Raw genomic sequence first — 23179 nt, forward strand, 5'->3', positions numbered from 1 at the left:
GTTTCTGCCTTAACCGAGTTTGCGGACGTCAGTCAGATGACCGGTGACTGCTGCGGCCACGGCCATCGCCGGGCTGAGCAGGTGGGTACGGCCACCACGGCCCTGACGGCCTTCGAAGTTACGGTTGGAGGTCGATGCGCAACGCTCGCCCGGCTCCAGTCGGTCCGGGTTCATCGCCAGGCACATCGAGCAGCCCGGTTCACGCCATTCAAAACCGGCTTCGAGGAAAATCTCGTGCAGGCCTTCGGCCTCGGCCTGTTCCTTGACCAGACCGGAACCCGGAACGACCATGGCACTGACGTGATCGGCAACCTTGCGACCCTTGGCGATAACCGCCGCGGCGCGCAGGTCTTCGATACGACCATTGGTGCAGGAACCGATAAAGACGCGATCAATCCTGATATCTTCGATATTGGTGCCAGCCGTCAGGCCCATATATTCGAGCGAACGGGCGATGGCTTTCTGTTTGCCGGGATCCTTGGCGTCGGACGGTGCCGGGACTTTGCCGTTAACCGGTACGACGTCTTCCGGGCTGGTGCCCCAGGTGACCTGCGGGATGATGTCGGCAGCATCGATTTCGACGATCTTGTCGTAATGCGCGCCTTCGTCAGACGGAAGGGTCTTCCAGTATTCGACAGCCTGTTCGAATGCGGCCCCTTTGGGTGCCATCGGGCGGCCCTTGATATATTCAAAGGTTTTTTCGTCCGGTGCGATCAGGCCCGCGCGTGCGCCGCCTTCGATCGACATGTTGCAGACGGTCATGCGGCCTTCCATCGACAGCGAACGAATGGCCGAACCGGCATATTCGATCACATAACCGGTGCCGCCAGCCGTGCCGATGCGTCCGATGATGGCAAGGGTGATGTCCTTGGCGGTAACGCCCGGATGCAGATCGCCTTCGACCTTGACCAGCATGTTTTTTGCCGGTTTCTGAACCAGCGTCTGGGTGGCCAGAACATGTTCGACTTCGGACGTGCCGATGCCGAATGCCAGGGTGCCGAATGCACCGTGGGTCGAGGTGTGCGAGTCGCCGCAGACCATGGTGACACCTGGCAGGGTGAAACCTTCTTCCGGGCCGACAATGTGGACGATGCCCTGACGCAGGTCATTCATCGGGAAGTAATGGATACCGGTATCCTTGGCGTTCTGGTCAAGAGTGTTGACCTGGATACGGCTGTCTTCTTCCTTGATGCCTTCGGAACGGTCCGTGGTCGGAACGTTATGATCCGGAACGGCAAGGGTCAGTTCCGGGTGGCGCACTTTGCGGCCGGCATTGCGAAGGCCTTCGAAAGCCTGCGGGCTGGTCACTTCATGAACGAGATGGCGGTCAATATAAATCAGGCAGGTACCATCATCCTGCGTATCGACCACGTGACTTTCCCAAATCTTGTCAAAAAGGGTTTTAGGCGCACCCATCTCGACCTCCTCTTAAAATCGATCTTTTATGCAGCGACGACCAGACAGTAGTGCCGGCAAAGGACATTAAACCGGGGATGTTTTTTACGACGGCAATCCTGGGATTGCGATGTCATGTGGCGCACGGCGTCGCCTGTTCCTCCGGGCATCCGGGTTTGTCCCGATATGCGAAATTTTATTATCCAGAACCGCACGGACTTGATCGTTTTTGCCGCGGGAGTGCCTTTATACACTCAAGCTTCCAAATCGCAAGCAACCCGGCGCGTGTTTTTTTACGCTACTACATCTTAAAGTAGATTCGGGGAAAATTGAGCATCTTGAGGTAGCCAAAACTACCAGATTCCGGGGTGAGGCAGCCAAAGCAGGGATAGCTGATATAAAATAAAGTTATATGTTATTCGCAAGGTTTCCGCGCGTTACATCGATCAGGCATGAAAACCGGCGATTCGATATGATGCACGCATAAAGTGTATTTATCGGTTGTTTGTCGCCCAAGGCCACAGGCAATCGAAACAGCCCAAAAGAAACGGGCCCACCCGAAGGTGAGCCCGCCAATCATTCCGACAATGCGGAACGCAGATTATTTCTTGCGTTCTGCAGCCGTCAGTTTGCCTTTGTGACCGGTGGTCTGTTCGGCGATACGCGCCGATTTACCGGTACGGCCACGCAGGTAGTAAAGTTTTGCGCGACGAACGTCACCGCGACGGACGACTTCGATTTTGTCGATCGCCGGGGAGTAGTTCTGGAAGATACGCTCGACACCTTCGCCCGATGCGATTTTACGCAGGGTGAAGGACGAGTTCAGGCCGCGGTTTTTCTTGGCGATGCAGACGCCTTCGAACTGCTGGATACGTTCGCGGGTACCTTCAACGACTTTCAGGTGAACACGGACGGTGTCGCCTGCGTCGAATTCCGGAACTTCGCGTTTTGCAGCGATTTTATCGAGCTGATCTTTTTCGATCTGCTGGATGATTGCGTTGGTCATGGTTTAACCCTCTTTGATGTGCCCGCGTGCGACATACTGATCCCAAAGGTCAGGACGCCGAGCACGGGTAATTTCTTCTGCCTGAGCATGCCGCCAGGCTTGTACCTTGGCATGATGTCCGGAAAGCAAGATCTCCGGCACGTCACGCCCGTTCCAATTGGCCGGGCGCGTGTAATGCGGATATTCAAGCAACCCGGTTTCAAAGCTTTCCTCGTCGACGGATTCGGTCTTGTTGACCACACCTTCGATAAGGCGAATGCACGATTCAATCAGGACCATGGCCGGCAGTTCGCCGCCCATGAGGATGTAGTCGCCAATGCTGATTTCCTCGACCTGATGTTCATCAAGTACGCGCTGGTCGATACCTTCGTAGCGACCACACAACAGGATGGCACCCGGTCCCGCTGCCAGTTCGCGGCAACGTTTCTGGTTCAGCATTTTCCCGCGCGGGCTGAGATAAATCAGCGGCAATTGCGGAGCTTCCGCACGCAATTCACGCAGGGTGGCGTCGACAATATCCGGGCGCATGACCATACCGGCCCCACCCCCGAAAGGATTGTCGTCAACAGTGCGGTGACGGTCGGTTGCATGATCACGGATGTCTTTGACATCCAGCGACCAGATCCCGTTTTCCAGTGCCCGTCCGGCCAGAGACTGGCCGAGCGCACCCGGGAACATTTCCGGGAACAGGGTTGCAACCTTGGCCTGCCACACAGACATCGATCAGGCCTCCTTTCCGCTGCCGGTCGCAGTTTCTGCGCCTACTGCATCGGCAGTGACGGCATCAGAATCGCGGTCGGCCTGAGAGTCCCTGCGGGAGCTGCCCGGACGGCGGGTACGATTTCCCGGTCCTTCTTCTTCCTGCAAAAGCCCCTCGGGCGGATTTACCACCAGCTTGCGTTCCGAAAGCACCACATCGGGCACGACTTCCTTGGTAAACGGCAGGACGACGACTTTGCCACGGACTTCTTCCAGCGCGATTTCGATCACATCGCCCGCGCCAAAATCGGCCACACCCCGTACGGTCCCGAACAGCGAACCATCAACATGATGGGCTTTCAGGCCGACAAGATCGGCAAGATAGAATTCGTCTTCGTCTTCCGTTTCCGGCAGGGCCGTCCGCGGTACGTAAAGCTTGGTTCCCCGCAGCCGTTCGGCGGCGTCCCGGTCGTTCACACCATCGATCTTGGCGATCAGCTGGTCGCGAACATGTCCGACAGGAGACAGTTTGAATTTCGCTTGTCCCTTGGCGTCGAACAACGGGCCGTAACCGACAAGGTTATCCGGATCGACGGTATAGCTTTTGACGCGCACGGCACCACGCACCCCGTGCGGGGCGGTGATCATGCCGACGCAGACAAATGCATCGTCGGTTTTGGATTTGCGGGTATCAGCCATTTCGGTTCACAAATTTCCGGTATCTGATCAAAGCGTGCGAAAAGCTTATTCTTCGCTGGCAGCTTCTTCAGCAGGAGCCGCAGCAGCTTCGGCAGCTGCAGCAGCAGCGGCTTCGGCTTTTTCAGCTTTCTCACGAAGACGTTCCTGGGCTTTCGCTTTCGGAGCCGACTTCTGGGGCTGTTCGGTCGGTTTGAACGCGTCAGCCAGGCCAGCTTTGCCCAGGAAACGTGCAACACGATCGGTCGGCTGTGCGCCAACGCCCAGCCAATATTTGATGCGCTCTTCTTTGAAGGTCACGCGGTTGTCAGCATCCTTCGGGAGCATCGGATCATAGGTACCGACTTTCTCGATGAAGCTGCCGTCACGCGGGGCACGGGCATCTGCAACTACGATACGGTAGTACGGACGCTTTTTGGCACCGCCACGGGAAAGACGAATCTTGACAGCCATTCGGATAAGTTCCTTTCAGCTTGGGTTTGTAGTCTTCAAGTTACGATCCCGGAGGATCAATTTATTCCGGTTCAGGGAACCGGGGTGTTTGGTTCTTTCGAAAAATCTTGAGAACCGGGGGCTTGGCTATTTCTTTTTACCGAACCCCGGAAATCCCGGCGGCAAACCGCCGCCGCCCAATCCCGGGAACCCGGGCGGTAATCCGCCCCCGGCACCGGGAAATCCTTTTGGCAACTTGCTCATATCGGGCATGTCGCCGCCTTCGAGCATCGAGGGATCCATTTTCGGCATACCGCCAAACAGTCCCTTTTTGCCCATCTTGCCCATCTTTTTGATCATGGTGGACATGGTCTGATACTGTTTGAGCAGCTTGTTCACATCCTGAACCGAAAGACCGCAACCTGCGGCAATACGCTTTTTGCGCGATGCCTTGATCAGGGCCGGGTTTTCTCGTTCCTTGGGCGTCATCGACAGGATGATCGCCTCCTGATGGGTCAGAAGTTTGGGATCAAGCTTGGTCTGCGACATCTGTTTTTTCAGCGCGCCCATGCCCGGCAGCATCCCCATGATGCCGGAAAGATCACCCATTTTCTGAAGCTGCTTGAGCTGGGAAAGAAGATCGTTCAGGTCAAACTGACCCTTTGCGAGCTTCTTCGCCATTTTCTCGGCGTCTTCCTGCTTGATCGTTTCGGCAGCCTTTTCGACAAGACTGACGACATCGCCCATCCCGAGGATGCGGTTGGCGATACGATCCGGATGGAAGGCTTCCATCTCGTCGATTTTCTCACCGGTACCGAGCATCTTGATCGGGCAACCGGTGATCTGGCGCATCGACAGGGCCGCACCACCACGTGCATCACCGTCGATACGGGTCAGAACGATACCGGTGATGCCGACCTTGTCGGCGAATTCCTTGGCCACATTGACCGAGTCCTGACCGGTCATCGCATCGGTGACCAGAAGGGTCTCGGCCGGGTTGACCGCGTCACGGACCTGGGCGACTTCGCTCATCAGTTCCATATCGATATGCAGGCGCCCTGCGGTATCGAGGATGACGGCGTCATAGCCTTCCTTGCGGCCCATATCCATTGCGCGTTTTGCGATCGATACCGGCTTTTCGCCCATAATGATCGGCAGAACGTTCAGGTCGTTATTGTCGGCCAGAATTTTCAACTGCTGCTGGGCGGCCGGGCGATAGATATCAAGCGACGCCAGCAGGACTTTCTTGTTGCGCTTTTTGGTCAGATGCAGCGCGATCTTGGCCGAGCTCGTGGTTTTACCTGAACCCTGCAAACCGACCATCAGGATCGGAACCGGCGGGGTGGCCGCAAGGTTGATATCCTCGCCTTCACCCAGCATGTTTTTCAGTTCGTCATGAACGATCTTGACGACCATCTGACCCGGTGTGACCGAACGCAGAACGTCCTGACCAACCGCACGCTCGGTTGCATTGGTGATGAATGATTTGACGACCGGCAGCGCCACGTCAGCCTCAAGCAGGGCGACGCGTACTTCGCGCATGGCTTCCTTGACGTCGGATTCTTTCAGCGCGCCACGTCTGCGCAGCTTATCAAGAACCCCGCCAAGGCGATCGCTTAGTCCTTCAAACATTCCAAATCCCGTCTGTGTTTCCGGTGTTTCTACCGTGTGCGCACAAAAAACTAAAACCCAGTGCTCGACAACTCGAGGACTGGGGGAGTCACCCCTTGGGCGACCTTTGTTGCGCAGGGTTTATGCGATAGGGGGGATAGAGTCAAGCGCAATCAGGCGCAAAAGCGCGATGTTCTGCGCTTTTGATGCCAATCGCATCGCAATCCGCGATTCATCGGGACCAAGCTGCTGTTTAACCCGTGATGTTGATCGGGTCGATGGCGTGATTGTCGATCAGGCGGGCTTTGCCAAGATGGGCGGCGACAAAGACGCGGCTACGTTTGCGCACCCGATCTTCGACCCGTTCAAGCGTATCTGCGTCGCGGATTTCAAGGTAGTCAATCGATTTGAAACCGGCGTTCAGAATATCTTCGCGTCCCTTGGACAGAAGCGGGGCGATTTCCGCTCCTGTTGCCGCGGCTGTGGTGATTTCGCCCAAAACCCGGTCAAGTGTCGGGGCAATCGCGCGTTCTTCCGGTGTCAGATAGCGGTTGCGCGATGACATCGCCAGCCCGTCATCTTCGCGCAGGATCGGTGCGCCGATAATTTCGACCGGGATGTTCAGGTCGGTGGAGAAACGACGGATGACCATCAGCTGCTGATAGTCTTTCTGGCCGAATATCGCGCAATCGGGCAGGGCTTGCAGCAGAAGTTTGGTGACGATCTGGGCAACGCCGTCGAAATGGCCGGGGCGGGAAGCACCGCACAGGACGTTGGTAAATGATCCATCGACGCTGACACGAGTGGCAAAGCCTTCGGGATACATTTCTTCGACCGAGGGGGCAAAGCACAGCTCCACCCCGGCGGCATCGAGCATTTTCTGATCGTCTGGCAATGTACGGGGATAGGCACCGAAATCCTCGTTCGGGCCGAACTGCGTCGGATTGACGAAGATGCTGACAATGACGCGGTCGGCGTGATTGCGGACATGATCGGTCAGGCTGATATGACCGGCATGAAGAGCACCCATCGTCGGGACCAGTGCCACACGCAATCCTCGCGCGCGCCACCCGGCAACAACCGCGCGCAGTTCTGCAACGCTGTGAACGGTTTTAAGCGTCATGTTCGTCTTGTCGATCGTCTGTTGGGCAAAAAGGCGGCACCGTTATTTTACGGCGCGCAATTTGCCGGGTTTGGTCACGCCAAAGCAATGATCGTCGGTCGGGAACTGACGGTTCCGGACTTCGGTGGCATAGCTTTCAACCGCTTTGGAGACCTGATCGCCCAGATCGGCATAGCGTTTGACGAATTTCGGGGTGAAATCGGAAAACAGCCCAAGGATATCCTCGGTCACCAGCACCTGCCCGTCGCAGGCAACAGATGCACCGATGCCAATCGTCGGAATGTCGATTTCCGTGGTGATAAGCCGTGCAACGGCCTCGACCGTGCCTTCGACAACCACTGAAAATGCACCGGCTTTGGCGACGGCCTTGGCATCGGCAATCACCTTGGCAGCAGCTTCTTCGCCGCGACCCTGGCTTTTGAAGCCGCCCATGGTGTTGACCTGCTGGGGCATCAGGCCGATATGGGCCATGACGGGAATGCCGCGCTGGCTGAGGAATTCGACGGTGTCAGCCAGTTCGGCGCCACCTTCGAGTTTCACCCCCGCGCATCCGGTTTCGGCAAGAATGCGCGATGCCGTGCGAAAAGCCTGTTCTTTGGATTCCTGATAGCTGCCAAACGGCAGATCGACGATCACGCAGGCGTTGGAGCTGCCGCGCATGACGGCCTTGCCGTGGTTGATCATCATGTCGACGGTGACGGCAAGCGTGCTTTCCATGCCGTAAACAACCATGCCCAGTGAATCCCCGACCAGAAGAAGATCGCAATGCGGGTCAAGGCGTTGCGCCATCGGCGTGGTATAGGCCGTCAGGCAGACAATCGGTTCTGCACCCTTGCGGGCGCGAATGGCAGGAACCGTGATGCGGCCCTGTTTTCTGGTGGTGGCACTCATGACGTTTCTCCCCCGGTGTTACCGGATCTGGCTGCCCGATCTGTGTCAGGCGTGCCGTCATGTTTACAATATGATGACCATTTGCGGGAACTGTTTTTTCGCAATCGCGAAACAGGCTTTTGGTCGAATAGCCTTTAACAGGAAGGGTTCCCTATTGTTACCGCAGGATATTCCGTCCATTTCGGGATTTGTTGTGCAATTGCACAACGCAATCACAAACCTTCGGCAAGATCTTCAAGCATATCAATGCCGACGGCTTCGATATGGCGATTATCCTTAAGCGTGATCGTTGCTTCCTTGCGCAGCTGCGTCAGGGTGCGTGAAACCGTTTCGATGGTCAGGCCAAGGTAATCGGCGATGTCCGAGCGGCTCATCGGGACCTGGATCGTGTCGCTTTCCTCGCCGCGATGTTCCTGACGGCGGGCCAGCATCAAAAGGAAGGACGCAACCTTTTCCTTGGCGGTCTTGCGACCCAGCAGCAGCATCTGATCCTGTGCGGCGGCAAGTTCGTCAACCGCCATGCCCAGCATGCGTTTTTCAAGACGCGGGAATTCGTCAAACAGCTTTTCAAGCTTTTCGCGCGGGAAACGGCAGGCGGTTACCGGCTCGATTGCCTCGGCGGTGTAGCTGTATGTGGTGTTCAGAGCCAGACCAAGGAAATCACCAGGGAACAGGAAACCGGTGATCTGGCGGCGGCCGTCGCCCAGAAGTTTGTATAGTTTTACCGAACCCGACGTGACGTTAAACACGTAATCGGCATCTTCGGCTTCGTGGAAAATCGTGCTGTGCGGATCGAACTGAACATGGGTCAGCATCTGGCGCAAACGATCATGCTCCGTGCCCTGCAAAGAAGAGCAGAAGGTCAGGTCCTTGATTCCGCAGGCCTCACAAAGCTGGGAACGGACAGACATGGCAAACTCCGGAGCTACATGTACTTAAGATGTCAGATTGGAATTAATCTATGCGATCTGACTGCATCAGTTCAAGCGATACTAACGTTTGTCTCCGTTGTTTTTCGTATGGCTGTCCTGCGGTTGCTGTTCATCGTCATCAAAAAGGATGCGATTGGCGGCTCCTTCCATGTCATCGAACTGCCCCGATTTAAGCGACCACAGAAATGCTGCCAATCCGAGAAGCCCCAGAAACAGGGCGATTGGTATCAGAAGTAATAGGTTGCTCATACTGACGGCGCTCCTGCCTCTTGGGCATGTACGGGGAGGGCGGAAGGATCTTCGGCCCGCTGTTTGTCTGTTCCAGATCTCAGGCGCAATGCGTTGGCAATCACAATCAAAGAGGATGAAGACATCGCAATGGCGGCAATCAGTGGTGTGACCATGCCCGATACTGCCAATGGAATCGTGATCAGGTTATAGGCAAATGACAGGGTGAAATTCTGTCGGACAAGCCGGTCGGATTTCCTGGCAACGTCGATGGCCTCGATCACGGCCGAAAGGCGGTCGCCCTGAAACACGATATCGGCGACATTCTGGCTGATTTCGGCTGCACTTGCCGGTGACATGGATGCATAAGCGGCGGCAAGGGCCGGCGCATCATTAATGCCGTCACCGACCATCAGGTCACATTTGCCATTTTCGGCGCGACGGGCGATTTCGTTTGCCTTGTCCGCCGGTGAAAGCTGCGCCTTCCAATCGCGAATGCCCAGTGTTTCGGCAAGTCGAGCAACCGTCACGGCCCGGTCCCCCGATAGCAGCGATATGTCAAAACCACGCGAAGACAGGGTTTCGATGACCTGTTCGGCATCATGACGCGGGGCATCGCGGAAAACAAAACGGGTTGCGGCCCGGCCCGGTTCCTGCAACCACATTTCGGGGCCTGCAATGTGGCTGGACAGGTCGGCATTTTCTGCAATACCGCAAAATGCCCGGCTGCCCAATCGGACCGTGCCGCCGGGCAATTCTGCTGAGAGTCCCTGGCCGGGATGTTCCGAAACATTGGCGATTGGCGTTACATTTCCGGCAGCCCGTACAAGGGCACGCGACAGTGGGTGTGTGCTATTGGCCGCGATGGATGCGGCCAGTTCAAGCGCAGTGTCATCGTCCGGATTGGAGATCAATTCGGGCTTGCCGGTGGTCAATGTGCCGGTCTTATCAAAAATGACACCGCGAATACGGGTCAGTCTTTCAAGGGCCGTGGCTGATTTGACCAAGATACCAGCGCGCAACAGCCGCCCGGTCGCAATCACCTGAACAACCGGCACGGCAAGGGCAAGGGCACAGGGGCAGGTGATGATCAGAACGGCAATCGCATTCATCAGGGCATCCTGCCAGCCAATCCCGCCAATCAGCCACCAGCCGAGAAATGTCGTGCCCGAAAGAAGGTGGACCACCGGGGCATAGGATTTGGCGACACGGTCGGCAAGGGCGACATATCGGGCGCGTCCCTGTTCGGCGTTTTCCATCAACCGGACAATTTCAGCCAGAAGCGTTGTTTGACCGGTCGCAGTAACGCGGATGCGCAACGGGGCCGATATATTGGTTGTTCCGGCGAAAACGGTTGTGCCTGGTTTGGCGGTGTTCGGGATGCTTTCCCCCGTTATCAGGCTGGTATCGATATCCGATTGACCATCAAGGATTTCACCATCAATGCCGATCCGCTCCCCCGCTGCCACCAGAACGATCATGCCCGGTTTGGCCTTGTCCGGTGCGATCAGTCGGCGGGTGCCATCGTCAGCCAGAACCGTGACCGAGCGCGCATTCAGCGATAGCAGATGTTCGGCGGCTGATCGGGCCTGACCACGGGCGCGGCTGTCAAGATATCGGCCAACCAGCAGGAAAAACAAAAGCGTTATGGCAGAATCGAAATAGGCATGGGGGCCGCCGCGCATGGTTTCGGCCAGACTCATGCCAAGGGCAAGAATGACCCCCAGGCTGATCGGCACATCCATATTGACCCGGCGATTGCGGATCGCACCCCATGCGGACCGGTAAAACGGCATTCCGGCATAGACGGCTGCCGGAAGGGCAATCAGGGCCGATATCCAATGGAAAAGATCGCGGGTTGCCCCGCCCATTCCCTGAAAATATCCGGCCCAGACAGAAACCGACAGCAGCATGACGTTGCCCGCGGCAAATCCGGCAACCGCCAGACAGCGCAGCAATTCGCTGTTGCGGGCCTGTGTTGCCTGTTCTAGCGCTGCGGGATCGAACGGGATCAGCCGGTATCCCATCTGCAGAACCGGTTTAACCAGTTCATCCACATCGGCAATGTCACCGTTCCATGTCAGCCGTAACCGGCGGGTAGTCATATTGACGCGCGCATGCAGGACAGACGGATTTTTTTGCAGCAGGGTTTCGATCAGCCAGACACAGGCCGCACAATGTATGCCATCCACCATCAGGTTAAGATGATGAACGCCTTCGTCGTCAGTGCTGACAAGATCGGTGAAATTAACCGCAGCGATTTCATCGCTATCAGGGCGCAATGGCCGGGCTTTGGGATCGATGCTTCGGCGGCTGTAATAGGATTTAAGACCCAGATCGCCCAGAAGTTCAAACGCACCTGCACATCCCCGACAGCAAAAATCAGGCCCGACCGGTGACATCGAGGTCACCGGATCTCCACAATGGCGGCAGGTGGTTTGGGGGGTCATGGTTTTACGACAACGGTCTCGACAGTCTGATAATCATCACCAAGGGCGTGTGCAATGGTCCGGATTTCCCAACGGCCATAAACCGGGAACGCGGCACTTGCCCGATATTCCCCGGGCGCGATTTCCGCCATTCGCACGGTCTGGTCAAGATCGTCACGGTCCGAACGCCGCAAAACGATTTCCATTTTGGCACCGCTGATCGGTTGGGAATCGCGATCCCGGAACAGGACAGTAACCGTCGCAGACTGATTGATCAGACCCTCGACCGACAGTTTGCTGCGCCATCCCAATTCGGCCTGACGCTGCGCGCCCGACATTGCGGCGTTATAATTGTTGCCTTCTTCGAAGGCGTGTTTGGTGACAAGCCCGTTCCAGCTTGTCATTGAAAACGTGATCAGCGAGATGTTGGCGATCAGCATGATCGCGAAACCGCCAACAAAGTACCACGGGATCAGGCGATCCGATTTGCGCGGACCCGCAACAGAGGATGGTGAGGTTGTGGTCTGGGTCGTCATCTTTCTATCTCCTGTCCGGCGCAATAGGGTCGGTGGCCGGATCGTCAGGCGGGTGGCGGTTATTTCGGACCGGCAAATACGGTATCATAAGTTTCGCGAATATTGTCCTTTGGATCGGTCACGCTGAACTCGAACGGTGTGGCTTCGCCGTCCAGTACTTCTGGATCGGCCGCAACAAAGACACGGAAACTGCCAACGCGGTCCGGGGCAACATCCAGGCTGAATGTGCCATCCTGATTAGGTGTCAGACCGATAACCTGAAAATCGGTGGCAACAAGCCCTTCGATTGTAAGGATATAGGTTTTGGCAGCCTGTTCTTTGTTCAGGACCTTTAAGGTGTAGCCATTTCGGACATCACCATCGGACAGTCGGACGAATATCGGGTTGCGATCCCGCAAAACGTTGACTTCAAGTGTCGTGCGATTGAACAGGCCAAAGGCCATCACGCCTGCGACCAGCATCACGATGATCGAATAGAAAATGGTACGCGGCCGGACAATGCGGATTTTGGTTGCCTTGCCATGCGCACGCAACTGGCTGTTTTGCACCGAATCAAACCGGACCAGATCACGCGGGAAGCCGACCTTGTCCATCATTTCGTTACACGCATCGATACACAGGCCACAGCCGATGCATTCCATCTGCAATCCGTCACGGATATCGATCCCCGTCGGACAGACGTTAAAGCAGGCATAGCAATCAATGCAGTGGCCGACTTCCGGCACTTCGCCGCGGACAAGGTTCTTGCGCTTGATCGGACCACGCGGTTCGCCGCGCCAGCCTTCATAGGTGACGATCATCGACTCGTCATCAAGCATCGCCGACTGGAAACGCGGCCACGGGCACATATAGGTGCAAACCTGTTCGCGCGCCCACCCGGCCAGCAGATAGGTCGAAAAAGTCAGGAACGCGATGGTGACATAAACACCCAGTGACGCATCGCCGGTAAAGATATCGGCCATGACCGTCGGCGCATCGTGGAAATAAAGCACAAACGCACCGCCGGTTGCCGCGGCAATCACCAGCCATGAAAGATGGGTCGCGCCGATTTTCCAGACTTTTTCGAATGTCCAGGGCGATTTGTCCAGACGCATGCGCGCATTGCGATCCCCCTGGATATGACGTTCGACCAGCATGAAAAGATCGGTCCACACCGTTTGCGGACAGCCATAACCGCACCAGATACGGCCAAACAGCGACGTTGCCAGAAACAGACCGATCGCGGCAAGGATCAGAAGGCCGGTGATGTAATAGACTTCCTGCGGCCAGATCTCGATAAAGAAGAAATAGGCGCGGCCAAGATCCATGTCGATCAGCACGGCCTGATCCGGTGCCGAAGGTCCGCGGTCCCAGCGCAGCCAGGGAACAATCCAGTAAATGGCAAGCAGAGCGACCAGTGCAAACCATTTCAGGTTACGGAAACGGCCCGAGACCCGTTTCGGATAGACCTTGTCGCGGGTTTTATAAAGTGGCTGGTCGCGGTCATCTTCCGGCAGTGTATCGTTTTGCGGGATCGGATGTGCGGGATCGGGCTGTTGCAAATGGGGCATGGCCATTGTCGCTACCTGACTGTTGGGCCGCATCGCCGATAACTGCTCTCTTGTGGCTTTGGGGCCACCAGTTATCTGCATGGTGCACAACATGGCATGCGGCATGCCATGTCGGATTAGGATTATTCAAATTGCAGTGCCAACATACGAAAAACCCGCCGCACCCCACCATGACACAAATCAATTTTTGATCAGATCACAGTGTATAAAGGTGCGGCGGGCAGAAGATTTTAAAGGTTACTGACCGCCACCAAGCGAGTGGACATAAACCGTCAGCATCTTGATGGTTTCTTCGTCAAGACGACCACCCCATGCCGGCATGACGCCGCCACGCGAATTGGTCACGGTTTCGGTAATGGCCGCGGCATCACCACCATACAGCCAGATCGCATCCGTCAGGTTCGGTGCCCCCAATTCCTGAACACCCTTGGCGTCTTCGCCATGACAGGATGCGCAGTTATCAGCGAAGACTTCCATGCCGCGGGCTGCCGCGGCCTTGTCGGTTTCGCGTCCGTTAAAGGACAGGACATACTGAACAACATCATTGATGCCATCGCGTTCCAGTATCTCGTCACGACCAAAGGCAGGCATATCGTTGAAACGCGTATCATCATTGGCATCCCAGCGGATACCGACATGCAGCGTTTCATTGATGGTTTCAAGCGAACCACCCCACAGCCAGTCATCGTCCTGAAGGGATGGGAAGCCCGGGTTGCCCGAACCGCCGGTGCCATGACACGGTGCGCAGTTTTCTGCAAACACGGCCTTGCCACCTGCCATCGAGAAGTTCAGCAATTCGCTGTCATTAACGATTTCATCCAGATCCAGTGCTGCCAGACGCTCCATATACGGTGCGCGTTCGGCGGCAACATTGGCCATGGTTTCATGCAGTTGGGTCCGGTTGGTGGTTTCGAACATACCGGTAAGGTAGCTCGTTGCCGTCGGCCAGGACGGATAAACCACCCAATAGCCGACCGACCAGACGATTGTGGCCCAGAAAACATAGACCCACCAGGACGGCAGCGGTGTATTCAGCTCTTTGATGCCATCCCATTCATGACCGGTGGTTTCGTGACCCGAAACCTGGTCTTTTTCGACATGTGTCGACATAGCTCGGTTCTCCCCCTATTCCTCATCCCGAAACGGAATCCGGGCATGCTCTTCCATGTCTTTCCGGCGCTTTTTGCTGGGCCACATGACCCAGGCAATGATCGCCCCGAAAAGCAGCATCAGCCACAGACCCCACAAGGGTCGGAAAAAGTCAGCGAGTTGCGTAAAGAATTCCATGACGTTCCCCTTCGCCTTAGCGCAGGTTCAGTTGCGGGTTGTAGGTGGTGAAATCGACCATGCGACCCAGGACCTGCAGATACGCGACCAGCGCATCCATTTCGGTCAGTTTCGCGGGGTTTCCGTCAAAGTCACCGGTTGCCGCATTCGGATAACGTGCAAGGAGTTCATCGTAATCCTCGTCCGCCATCGCCTGCAGATACAGGTCGGCCTTGGCATTCTCGATCTGCTCGTCGGTATAAGGAACACCAACCATTTTAAGCGTTTCAAGATGGGCCTGGGCGTCATCGAACTTCAATTCGCGTTCCGCCAGGAACGGATAGCCCGGCATGATCGATTCCGGCACGACAGAGCGCGGATCTTTCAGGTGGGCAACATGCCAGTCGTTGGAATATTTGGCACCAACGCGGGCAAGGTCCGGTCCGGTACGTTTCGATCCCCACTGGAACGGATGGTCATACATCGATTCCGCGGCAAGGCTGTAATGGCCATAACGTTCGACCTCGTCACGGAACGGACGGATCTGCTGGGAATGGCAGTTATAGCAGCCTTCGCGGAGATAGATGTTGCGACCCGCCTGTTCGAGCGGTGAATAGGGACGGACCCCTTCGACCTTCTCGATGGTCTGTTCCATCGTGAACAACGGCACGATTTCGACAATACCACCGATGATGATGGTCAGGAAAATCCCGAGGATGAGAACAAAGACGTTCTTCTCAACAATGTGGTGTTTTTTCAGAAGCATTTTTCACATCCCCCTTATTCGGCTGCTACGGTAGCAGGTGTGCCGATCGGTGCTTCGCGACGCAGATCACCCTTGATCGTCTTGTAGACGTTCCAGACCATGATCAGCGATCCGAGCAGGAAGAGCAGGCCACCGGTTGCACGAATGATGTAGTAGGGGTGCATTGCTTCAACGGTTTCGATGAAGGAATACTGCAGGAAGCCAAGATCGTCGTAGGCACGCCACATCAGGCCCTGCATGATCCCCGAAACCCACATCGACGTGATGTAAAGAACGATACCGATGGTACCCAGCCAGAAGTGATAGGCAACCAGACGCATCGAATAGAGGCGTTCACGATGCCACAGGACCGGGATCAGGTGATAGATCGCACCGAAGGAAACGAAAGCCACCCAGCCAAGCGCGCCGGAATGAACATGTCCAATGGTCCAGTCGGTGTAATGTGACAGGCCATTGACAGCCTTGATCGACATGACCGGGCCTTCGAAGGTCGACATGCCATAAAAACCGACAGCGGCGACCATGAAGCGCAGGACAGGGTCGGTTCGCAATTTGTCCCATGCACCCGAAAGCGTCATCAGACCGTTGATCATTCCGCCCCAAGACGGCATCCACAACATGATCGAGAATGTCATACCAAGAGTCTGCGCCCAATCAGGAAGGGCTGTGTAATGCAGATGGTGCGGACCAGCCCAGATATACAGGAAGATCAGCGCCCAGAAGTGAATGATCGACAGACGATAGGAATAAACCGGACGTTCAGCACGTTTCGGAATGAAATAGTACATCATCCCAAGGAAGCCGGCTGTCAGGAAGAACCCAACGGCATTATGACCGTACCACCACTGCGTCAGAGCATCCTGCACGCCTGAGAACATCGAGTAGGATTTGGCCCCCATGAAGGAGACCGGAATCGCCAGGTTGTTGCCCAGATGAAGCATCGCGATTGTTACGATGAAGGCCAGGTAAAACCAGTTTGCGACATAGATATGTGGTTCTTGTCGTTTCAGCAGCGTGCCAACAAAAATGGCAAGATACGCAACCCAAACCACGGTCAGCCATATATCAACAAACCATTCAGGTTCTGCGTATTCACGGCCTTGGGTAATACCCAATACATAGCCGAGTGCGGCCATGACAATGAATAGCTGATAACCCCAGAATACGAATGCTGGAAGGGCCTTGCCGCCATAAAGAGATGCGCGACATGTCCGTTGCACAACATAGAATGACGTCGCGATAAGAGCATTGCCGCCAAAGGCAAAAATCACCGCAGACGTGTGCAGCGGGCGCAAACGCCCGAAATTCAGATATTCGATGTCGAAATTAAGCGCCGGAAATGCGAGTTGCCAGGCGATAAGATCGCCCGCCAGAAATCCGACGACGCCCCAAAATATAGTCGCCAGTGCGCCCCAGCGCACAACGTCCATATTATAACTAACAGCAACAGGCGTTGGTGCTGTTTGTGCCATGCTCCCCTGGCTCATGCTTGACTCCCGTTCAAGGTGTTCGGGTGAACTGTCCGATCCAATCGGGCAGCTCCATCAGTCCCGGCGGTGACCGGGTGCGACACATGTCATTCCCTTGCCACCTGCACCAAAAGCCCCACCGCTGCCGTGATGCGCTTTTGGCAGCATCACATGCAAAACGGACGAGGCTTTCGATTGTCAGGTGATTATGCGGGTTGAAGCCTTACGCGCCATTGATCCACGTCAATATTGGCTCGTAAAACCGCAGAACCCCTCAATCTCAAGACAAAGCTCGCCCGCATTGCGGGACAATTGATTGCTAAGCGTGTTTATGCGCGTTTGGGTCTGTAAAGGTGTTGATACAGGTCAAGGTCAACACGAAATCTTTGCGCCATGATTGCTGAAAATCGTGGGAAGAGTAGCAATCATGTCAACAACCTATCAGGCAAGACCCCTAACACATCACACGGCGGATATGACTTTTCCGCTCGTGCAGATGATGCAGACCGGTCTTACGTTTGAGCGCTGGCGTGAATTTGTTGCCGAATTCTGCACTGATCGCGCCAATAGCATGATCGGGGCCGGATGCGACGATATCCTGTGGCAACGCCCGCGTGGCATCATCGTGATCGCCAATGAGCGGGGGTATATCCACGGTCTGTTTTCCTATCAGGTGCGTGACGACATGTCCGAGGGACTTGTCCTGCATGTCGACAACATCATGGCCGTCGAGATTGTTTCACGACCTTATGTGCTTGATGCGATGCGCGACGCTATGAACCGGCTGGTTCTGGATCATCATTGCGCGGCGGTTCATGTTTCGGTCGGTGAAATGGAAGAACGCCTGCGCGACTATTTCAGCGGGGCCGGCTTTGTGCCGCGCAAAATCCGTTACTGTGCCCCGGCTGCCCAGCATTGACGGCGCTGACTTTGGTGGACGATATCCGCTGACACCGTTATAAGGCGGTTATGAACGGTATTCCTTTTGTCAAAATGCATGGTCTGGGAAATGATTTCGTTGTCTTTGACGGACGACGCGATCCCGCCGTGCTTGATCTTGATAACGCAACTGCGGCCCGCATCGCCGACCGCAAAACCGGAGTCGGTTGTGATCAGCTGATCGTGATCGAACCCGCCCGCGATGATCTTGCCGATGCCTTCATGCGCATTCGCAACAATGACGGGGGCGAGGTCCAGGCCTGTGGCAATGCCACGCGCTGTGTGGCGAGCATCGTCATGGGCGAACTTGGCCGCAAGGATGTCATTATCCAGACCGTCGTCGGATTGCTTGATGCCAATGGTCTGGCCGATGGTCGTGTCACCGTCGATATGGGGCAGGTCAAGCTGGACTGGCGCGATATCCCGCTGGGTCAGGCGGTTGATACCAACCATATTCCGCTGTCCTTGGGCGGTTTGTCGGATGCGGTCGGGGTCAATGTCGGCAATCCGCATGCGGTGTTCTTTGTTGACGATGCCGAGTCGATTGATATCGAAAAGCTTGGCCCTGTCCTTGAACATCATGAAATGTTCCCCGAACGCGCCAATATTGAGGTTTGCAGCATCATTGGCGAAGACCGGATTCGCATGCGGGTCTGGGAACGTGGTGTGGGGGTGACGCGCGCCTGTGGTACGGGTGCCTGTGCGGCCGGTGTTGCCGCTGCGCGCCGCGGTTTGACCGGGCGGAAAACCGAAATCATTCTGGATGGTGGTCCGCTGACCATCGAATGGCTGCCCGACGATCATGTTCTGATGACCGGGCCGGTCGCGACCAGTTTCTCGGGCTTTTTGCACGGATCCCTTCTGGGACAGCATTGATTGAATTTCTGGTGCCGACCCGCGGGTAGCCTGATGGGTCGGTATCGTTCTGAATGGTTTCCCCGGTTGCACAATGCCTGTTCGTCGGGCAAAAGGGCGCAAACGGGTTCTTCGTTCAACCCATGTCGGGACGCCCCCTCCCGTCTTCTGTGAAACTCAAAAGCAGGTTCAGATAATGGCTGACTTCAATACGCTTGACGGTGTCAATGTCGCTGGCAAGCGCGTTTTGCTGCGCGCTGATCTTAACGTTCCAATGAAAGACGGCGTTGTGGGTGATACCACCCGCATCGAACGGACGGTTCCGGGGTTGATCGAACTGGCGGATGCCGGTGCGAAACTTGTCGTGATCACCCATTTTGGCCGTCCCAAGGGCGAACGCATTGCTGAAATGTCGCTTAAACCGGTTGCCGATGCGCTGGCCAAGCAGCTTGGGCGTCCGGTGAAATTCGCCGATGATTGCATTGGTGCGGCCGCAGCAGACGTCGTGAACAGCCTTAAGGACGGTGAAATCGCGGTTCTGGAAAACCTTCGTTACCACGCCGCAGAGGAAAAGAACGATCCGGCCTTTGTCGCCGAACTGGCAAAGCTTGGCGACATTTACGTCAATGATGCGTTTTCGTGCGCGCACCGGGCGCACGCCTCGACCGAGGGGCTGGCCCACAAACTTCCGGCCTATGCCGGTCGTCTGATGCAGGCCGAACTTGAAGCCCTTGGCAATGCGCTTGAAGCGCCGAAACATCCGGTGATGGCAATCGTTGGCGGTGCCAAGATTTCAACCAAACTGGATCTGCTTGGCAATCTGGTTGCCAAGGTTGACCAGCTGGTGATCGGTGGCGGCATGGCCAATACCTTCCTTGCGGCCAAGGGTGTAAATGTTGGCAAGTCGCTGTGCGAACACGACCTTCTGGCAACTGCGCGCGAAATTTTTGCCAAGGCCGAAGCCGCCAATTGCGAAATCGTCCTGCCGGTCGATGGTCTGGTCGCCAAGGAATTCAAGGCGCATGCCGATCACACCATATCTGACATCAACGATGTCGATGCCGATGGCATGATCCTTGATGCCGGGCCGAAAACCATTGTCGATCTGAACAAACGTCTCGAGTCCTGTGAAACGCTGGTCTGGAACGGTCCGCTGGGTGCGTTTGAAATCGCACCGTTCGATACGGCAACCGTTTCCGTCGCCCAGCAGGCGGCAAAACTGACCAAGGCCGGTAAACTTCTGTCGGTCGCGGGTGGTGGTGATACGGTTGCGGCCCTGCGTCACGCCGATGCCGATCAGGATTTCTCCTATGTCTCAACCGCGGGCGGTGCCTTCCTTGAATGGCTAGAAGGCAAGGAATTGCCGGGCGTTGCAGCCCTGCGTGGCTGATCCGCAAACTGCTGATTGTTAAATGCAAGACCCCGCCAATCGGCGGGGTCTTGCTGCTGACAAAGCATTCCCAATCATCCGAAATAAACCACGACGGCGGGAATCCCGTCTCTTTCAATGGGCCATGGATTCCGGGTCTGCACTCCGCTTCGCCCGGCATGACGATTTTGATCAACCGCCAAGCCACTCCAGCTCAAACCAAGCCAACCACCCCCGCTGCCCCCGGTATCGCCAAACGCCACCGACCGGACGGACCACGCCCCGGACCCTGCTGTCCCGAACAAACACCCGTCGCTCTCGGTTGACGCCCGAAACGCACCTCACCCCAAGGGCCACACGTTGCCGCATGGCAGACACACAACTCCCGCCATCGATGACCAGCCTTTCGGCATGTCCGAACGCACCACCAGCCCGCTGACAACCGATCCTGCCAGCCAATCCCGGCAACCCGGTCAGACGATCCAGTGCCGATCCAATCCGGGCGCAATTCGGGCCCGCTGATTCTCGGCATTGTCACGCTTCACCGACCGGACTGAACTGGACCGAACCAACTTCGCCCCGGCTCTCGCTGCCCCGAACAAACACCCTTGCCCTAAGGGCACATTTCTCCCGTCATGATAAACCACAGTTTTTCGCAAATATCCGACGGCCTTACGGCCTGATCGCACCACCCCCGTAATGACTTTTCCAAGCGCCATGAACGTCCCTTTGACGATACCGCACCCGCCATTTCATCCCGTCAGATCGCTGCCCTGTCATCGTCTCATTCCTGATTTTGCCGCCCGAAACGCAAAAAACCCGCAAAGCGAATCACGCTTTGCGGGTTTTGTCTCCGGACCCATTTGTCCTGTTGACTTTATCTTTATGCCACAAGACAAAGAACAAATCAAGAACTATTTTCCAAAAACCCGGAAAAAGTTCCCGGAAAAAGCTCAACACGGCAAAAAAGGTATATTTTTTAATACCTTGGGTAAGGCCATCCTACTCCGCCGCATCGACTTTCAGAACGCCGCGACGGATCTGGTCTTCTTCGATCTGGCTTTGGTCATCGGTTGATTCGTTCAGCGGAATACGGATTTTGCCGCACGCGATGTGATCGCCCGGGCCCCGCCAATCGGCGGGGTCTTTGTTATCCGGGAAGGCTGTTGTTGGCGGTTTGCGCGATGATTGTGTCGCGGTCCTTCAGGAACGCCGCATATCCATTATCCATCATCGCACTGGCAAGTTCGATATAAACGGCAAACAGGCGTGACAGGGTGTCGGTTTCTTCCGCATCAAGGATCGCCAGAAGTTCAGCCGACCGGGCCTGCCCGGTTTCAAAATGTTCCCACGCGCGTTCCAGCAGAATGGTGCCCAGGCGGTCCAGTTCGTCATATTTCTTCTGCCCGATGGCATTGCGGATTTCGCCAAGCGTGATATCGGCGGCAATCAGGATTTCGGCTGGTATCGTCACCAGCCTGTCCGGGCCTTTGATATCGTCTGGAAGGTCGCGCAGGATATGCACCACGTAACAGAAAATCGCCATGTCGCGCGCATGATAAAGCGGTGGGTTGGTCAGGGGGGATGTATATCCGATTTCGTTATCGAATCGTGCCGATAGCAGATAAACAAAAATTGATGCCGGGGCGGCGGTTGCCCCCTCGCAATAGGCGATGAAATCGTCCCATTCATCCATCGGGTCTTCGGCAACATCGCGGCGCAATGCATCGGCCAGATCAACCCACGGATCAACTTCCAGATCGCTTCGGCCCAAAGTCAGACGCAGGGCATCAAATACCTGCTGGCTGAGCGGGCCGCTTTCGGGATGGGGGTTATCAGCATCGATCTTGGCAGCCTGGATTTGCTGCTGCCAGTGATCAATTGCAATCAGGGTGTCTTCGCGGGCATAGTCGCGTTCATGATCGGTCAGTTCAAGGAACCCGTCATCGACAATATCGTCGATCACCCGCATCGATGCATAGGCCGCCAGAAAGAAACGCTGCCGTTCCGGGCCAAGGCGCATGGCCGCACGGTAAAGATTGGCATTTTTTGCCGCGGCAAGGTCGTTGCAGGCGGAAAAGGCATCGGCATTCGGCCCGTCTATCGGTGCTGGCATTCTTGTCATGCGGCGTTTCGTCTTTTCCTGATGATCCTTCTAGGAGTCATACAGCCTCGTTCGGGCAGGCAAAAGGGGAATTGAGCATTTCGTAAAAGATCACGGCCAAATTAAGGGGGCCTGATCCTAGAATTCCAAGCGATATCCGGCTGTCAGACCCAGCATCGCGTCAAAGCGATCAAGCGCACCGGTATTCGGATCAGGGGCAAGATCACTGGTCAATCGACCATGTAACCCGATCCAGATATCCTGAAACGGCATATAGGACAGGCTGGCGGCAATGCCCGCATCATCCGTGCCCGAAGGGTTGCCGGGATTGCCCGAAAAGTTATGGCGGTAAAAGCCACCGGGGTGGTGCGTGGGGGTGACATCAAAATCATTGCGTTGGTCGGTGCCAAAGCTTTGCCCGATCGGGCCATTCAGTTCGAAAACCGGGCCAAAGGCAAAGCCCAGATCCGGGCGTGGGGCGTAGCCAATTCCGAACTGGGCCGCAATGCCGTTGTTTGTCGTTGGCTGGCTGTCGATTTCAAACCACAGAAGCGATGGGTCACTTTCCCCATCGGTGGATGGATTGTTCAGGACAATGCCGTGATTTCGACGAGGGGCGAAATAATTGCTCATCCCGCCAGGCAGCGCGGGGGGCAGTATTCCGGGGACCAGTGAATTTGGCGAACTGTCAGTCTGGGGCATGCCAATTGTCACACCGGCTTCATCTGGCGTGGCGGGCTGGATCGACTGGGCACGGGCCGCGTGCGAAAAGCCGCCCGTTGTCGCGGCAACGGCAAGAATCGCAACAGACCACGCAATTGGACTTGATACATGCATATCTCGTGTTCCGACAACCTTATCGCAACTGGTGCACATCCCCTTG

The 23179-nt window shown here is 56.1% G+C and carries 23 protein-coding genes; 4 read left to right on the forward strand and 19 right to left on the reverse strand.

Translation table 11 applies throughout. From position 1 onward, the window contains the following. Positions 1-9: 9 nt before the first annotated feature. The 17 genes from leuC to ccoN form a co-directional block, all read right to left on the reverse strand. Complete coding sequence (gene leuC, locus TH3_RS01720) at positions 10-1416, reverse strand: 3-isopropylmalate dehydratase large subunit (protein WP_007089128.1); 1407 nt, start codon at positions 1414-1416, stop codon at positions 10-12. Positions 1417-1996: 580 nt separating this feature from the next. Next, positions 1997-2401, reverse strand: a complete 405-nt coding sequence (gene rplS / locus TH3_RS01725) for a 50S ribosomal protein L19 (RefSeq protein ID WP_007089127.1) — start codon at positions 2399-2401, stop codon at positions 1997-1999. A 3-nt stretch (positions 2402-2404) separates the two neighbouring features. Next, a complete protein-coding gene (trmD, locus tag TH3_RS01730) occupies positions 2405-3121 on the reverse strand; it encodes a tRNA (guanosine(37)-N1)-methyltransferase TrmD (RefSeq protein ID WP_007089126.1) in 717 nt (238 codons plus the stop codon). 3 nt (positions 3122-3124) lie between these two features. Continuing rightward, positions 3125-3799, reverse strand: a complete 675-nt coding sequence (rimM, locus tag TH3_RS01735) for a ribosome maturation factor RimM (protein WP_007089125.1) — start codon at positions 3797-3799, stop codon at positions 3125-3127. A gap of 45 nt (positions 3800-3844) precedes the next feature. Further along, positions 3845-4249: a 30S ribosomal protein S16 gene (gene rpsP, locus TH3_RS01740; RefSeq protein WP_007089124.1), complete on the reverse strand. Its 405-nt coding sequence runs from the start codon at positions 4247-4249 to the stop codon at positions 3845-3847. Positions 4250-4375: 126 nt separating this feature from the next. Next, positions 4376-5860, reverse strand: coding sequence for a signal recognition particle protein (gene ffh / locus TH3_RS01745; protein ID WP_007089123.1), 1485 nt, complete (start codon positions 5858-5860; stop codon positions 4376-4378). A 232-nt stretch (positions 5861-6092) separates the two neighbouring features. Then, a complete protein-coding gene (gene panC / locus TH3_RS01750) occupies positions 6093-6962 on the reverse strand; it encodes a pantoate--beta-alanine ligase (RefSeq protein ID WP_007089122.1) in 870 nt (289 codons plus the stop codon). A 42-nt stretch (positions 6963-7004) separates the two neighbouring features. After that, positions 7005-7853 (reverse strand): 3-methyl-2-oxobutanoate hydroxymethyltransferase, encoded by an 849-nt coding sequence (gene panB / locus TH3_RS01755; RefSeq protein ID WP_007089121.1) that lies wholly within the window; start codon positions 7851-7853, stop codon positions 7005-7007. Between the two features lie 212 nt (positions 7854-8065). Continuing rightward, on the reverse strand, positions 8066-8764 hold the full coding sequence (locus tag TH3_RS01760) for a cyclic nucleotide-binding domain-containing protein (protein ID WP_007089120.1): 699 nt from the start codon (positions 8762-8764) through the stop codon (positions 8066-8068). 81 nt (positions 8765-8845) lie between these two features. Beyond that, positions 8846-9034 carry a cbb3-type cytochrome oxidase assembly protein CcoS gene (ccoS, locus tag TH3_RS01765; RefSeq protein ID WP_007089119.1) on the reverse strand — a complete coding sequence of 63 codons (189 nt, stop codon included), beginning with the start codon at positions 9032-9034 and terminating at the stop codon, positions 8846-8848. Next, a complete protein-coding gene (locus tag TH3_RS01770; RefSeq protein ID WP_007089118.1) occupies positions 9031-11415 on the reverse strand; it encodes a heavy metal translocating P-type ATPase in 2385 nt (794 codons plus the stop codon). The genes ccoS and TH3_RS01770 overlap by 4 nt, the downstream gene beginning before the upstream one ends. Before the next feature lie 44 nt (positions 11416-11459). After that, positions 11460-11978 (reverse strand): FixH family protein, encoded by a 519-nt coding sequence (locus TH3_RS01775; RefSeq protein WP_007089117.1) that lies wholly within the window; start codon positions 11976-11978, stop codon positions 11460-11462. A 59-nt stretch (positions 11979-12037) separates the two neighbouring features. Further along, complete coding sequence (gene ccoG, locus TH3_RS01780) at positions 12038-13534, reverse strand: cytochrome c oxidase accessory protein CcoG (RefSeq protein WP_007089116.1); 1497 nt, start codon at positions 13532-13534, stop codon at positions 12038-12040. Between the two features lie 231 nt (positions 13535-13765). Next, positions 13766-14638 carry a cytochrome-c oxidase, cbb3-type subunit III gene (ccoP, locus tag TH3_RS01785; protein ID WP_007089115.1) on the reverse strand — a complete coding sequence of 291 codons (873 nt, stop codon included), beginning with the start codon at positions 14636-14638 and terminating at the stop codon, positions 13766-13768. Between the two features lie 15 nt (positions 14639-14653). Beyond that, positions 14654-14815: a cbb3-type cytochrome c oxidase subunit 3 gene (locus tag TH3_RS22585; RefSeq protein WP_007089114.1), complete on the reverse strand. Its 162-nt coding sequence runs from the start codon at positions 14813-14815 to the stop codon at positions 14654-14656. Positions 14816-14831: 16 nt separating this feature from the next. Continuing rightward, entirely contained in the window at positions 14832-15560 is a 729-nt protein-coding gene (gene ccoO, locus TH3_RS01790) for a cytochrome-c oxidase, cbb3-type subunit II (protein WP_007089113.1), read from the reverse strand. A gap of 14 nt (positions 15561-15574) precedes the next feature. Next, positions 15575-17032 (reverse strand): cytochrome-c oxidase, cbb3-type subunit I, encoded by a 1458-nt coding sequence (gene ccoN / locus TH3_RS01795; RefSeq protein WP_007089112.1) that lies wholly within the window; start codon positions 17030-17032, stop codon positions 15575-15577. 472 nt (positions 17033-17504) lie between these two features. Here ccoN and TH3_RS01800 point away from each other — a divergent pair, with 472 nt between their 5' ends. The 4 genes from TH3_RS01800 (at position 17505) to TH3_RS22775 (ending at position 21269) form a co-directional block, all read left to right on the forward strand. Beyond that, positions 17505-17948 carry a hypothetical protein gene (locus TH3_RS01800; RefSeq protein WP_051682292.1) on the forward strand — a complete coding sequence of 148 codons (444 nt, stop codon included), beginning with the start codon at positions 17505-17507 and terminating at the stop codon, positions 17946-17948. Between the two features lie 50 nt (positions 17949-17998). Beyond that, positions 17999-18844, forward strand: coding sequence for a diaminopimelate epimerase (gene dapF, locus TH3_RS01805; RefSeq protein ID WP_007089110.1), 846 nt, complete (start codon positions 17999-18001; stop codon positions 18842-18844). A 175-nt stretch (positions 18845-19019) separates the two neighbouring features. Further along, on the forward strand, positions 19020-20213 hold the full coding sequence (locus tag TH3_RS01810; RefSeq protein ID WP_007089109.1) for a phosphoglycerate kinase: 1194 nt from the start codon (positions 19020-19022) through the stop codon (positions 20211-20213). Positions 20214-20891: 678 nt separating this feature from the next. Further along, positions 20892-21269: a hypothetical protein gene (locus TH3_RS22775; protein ID WP_139328117.1), complete on the forward strand. Its 378-nt coding sequence runs from the start codon at positions 20892-20894 to the stop codon at positions 21267-21269. A 73-nt stretch (positions 21270-21342) separates the two neighbouring features. Here the strand turns inward: TH3_RS22775 and TH3_RS01820 are convergent, their stop codons facing one another. Together TH3_RS01820 and TH3_RS01825 are read right to left on the reverse strand one after the other, a co-directional pair. Beyond that, positions 21343-22317, reverse strand: coding sequence for a phytoene/squalene synthase family protein (locus TH3_RS01820; RefSeq protein ID WP_007089107.1), 975 nt, complete (start codon positions 22315-22317; stop codon positions 21343-21345). Between the two features lie 117 nt (positions 22318-22434). After that, positions 22435-23133, reverse strand: a complete 699-nt coding sequence (locus tag TH3_RS01825) for a hypothetical protein (protein ID WP_007089106.1) — start codon at positions 23131-23133, stop codon at positions 22435-22437. Positions 23134-23179 lie beyond the last annotated feature (46 nt).

This window comes from Thalassospira xiamenensis M-5 = DSM 17429 (genome assembly GCF_000300235.2).
Lineage (GTDB): Bacteria > Pseudomonadota > Alphaproteobacteria > Rhodospirillales > Thalassospiraceae > Thalassospira > Thalassospira xiamenensis.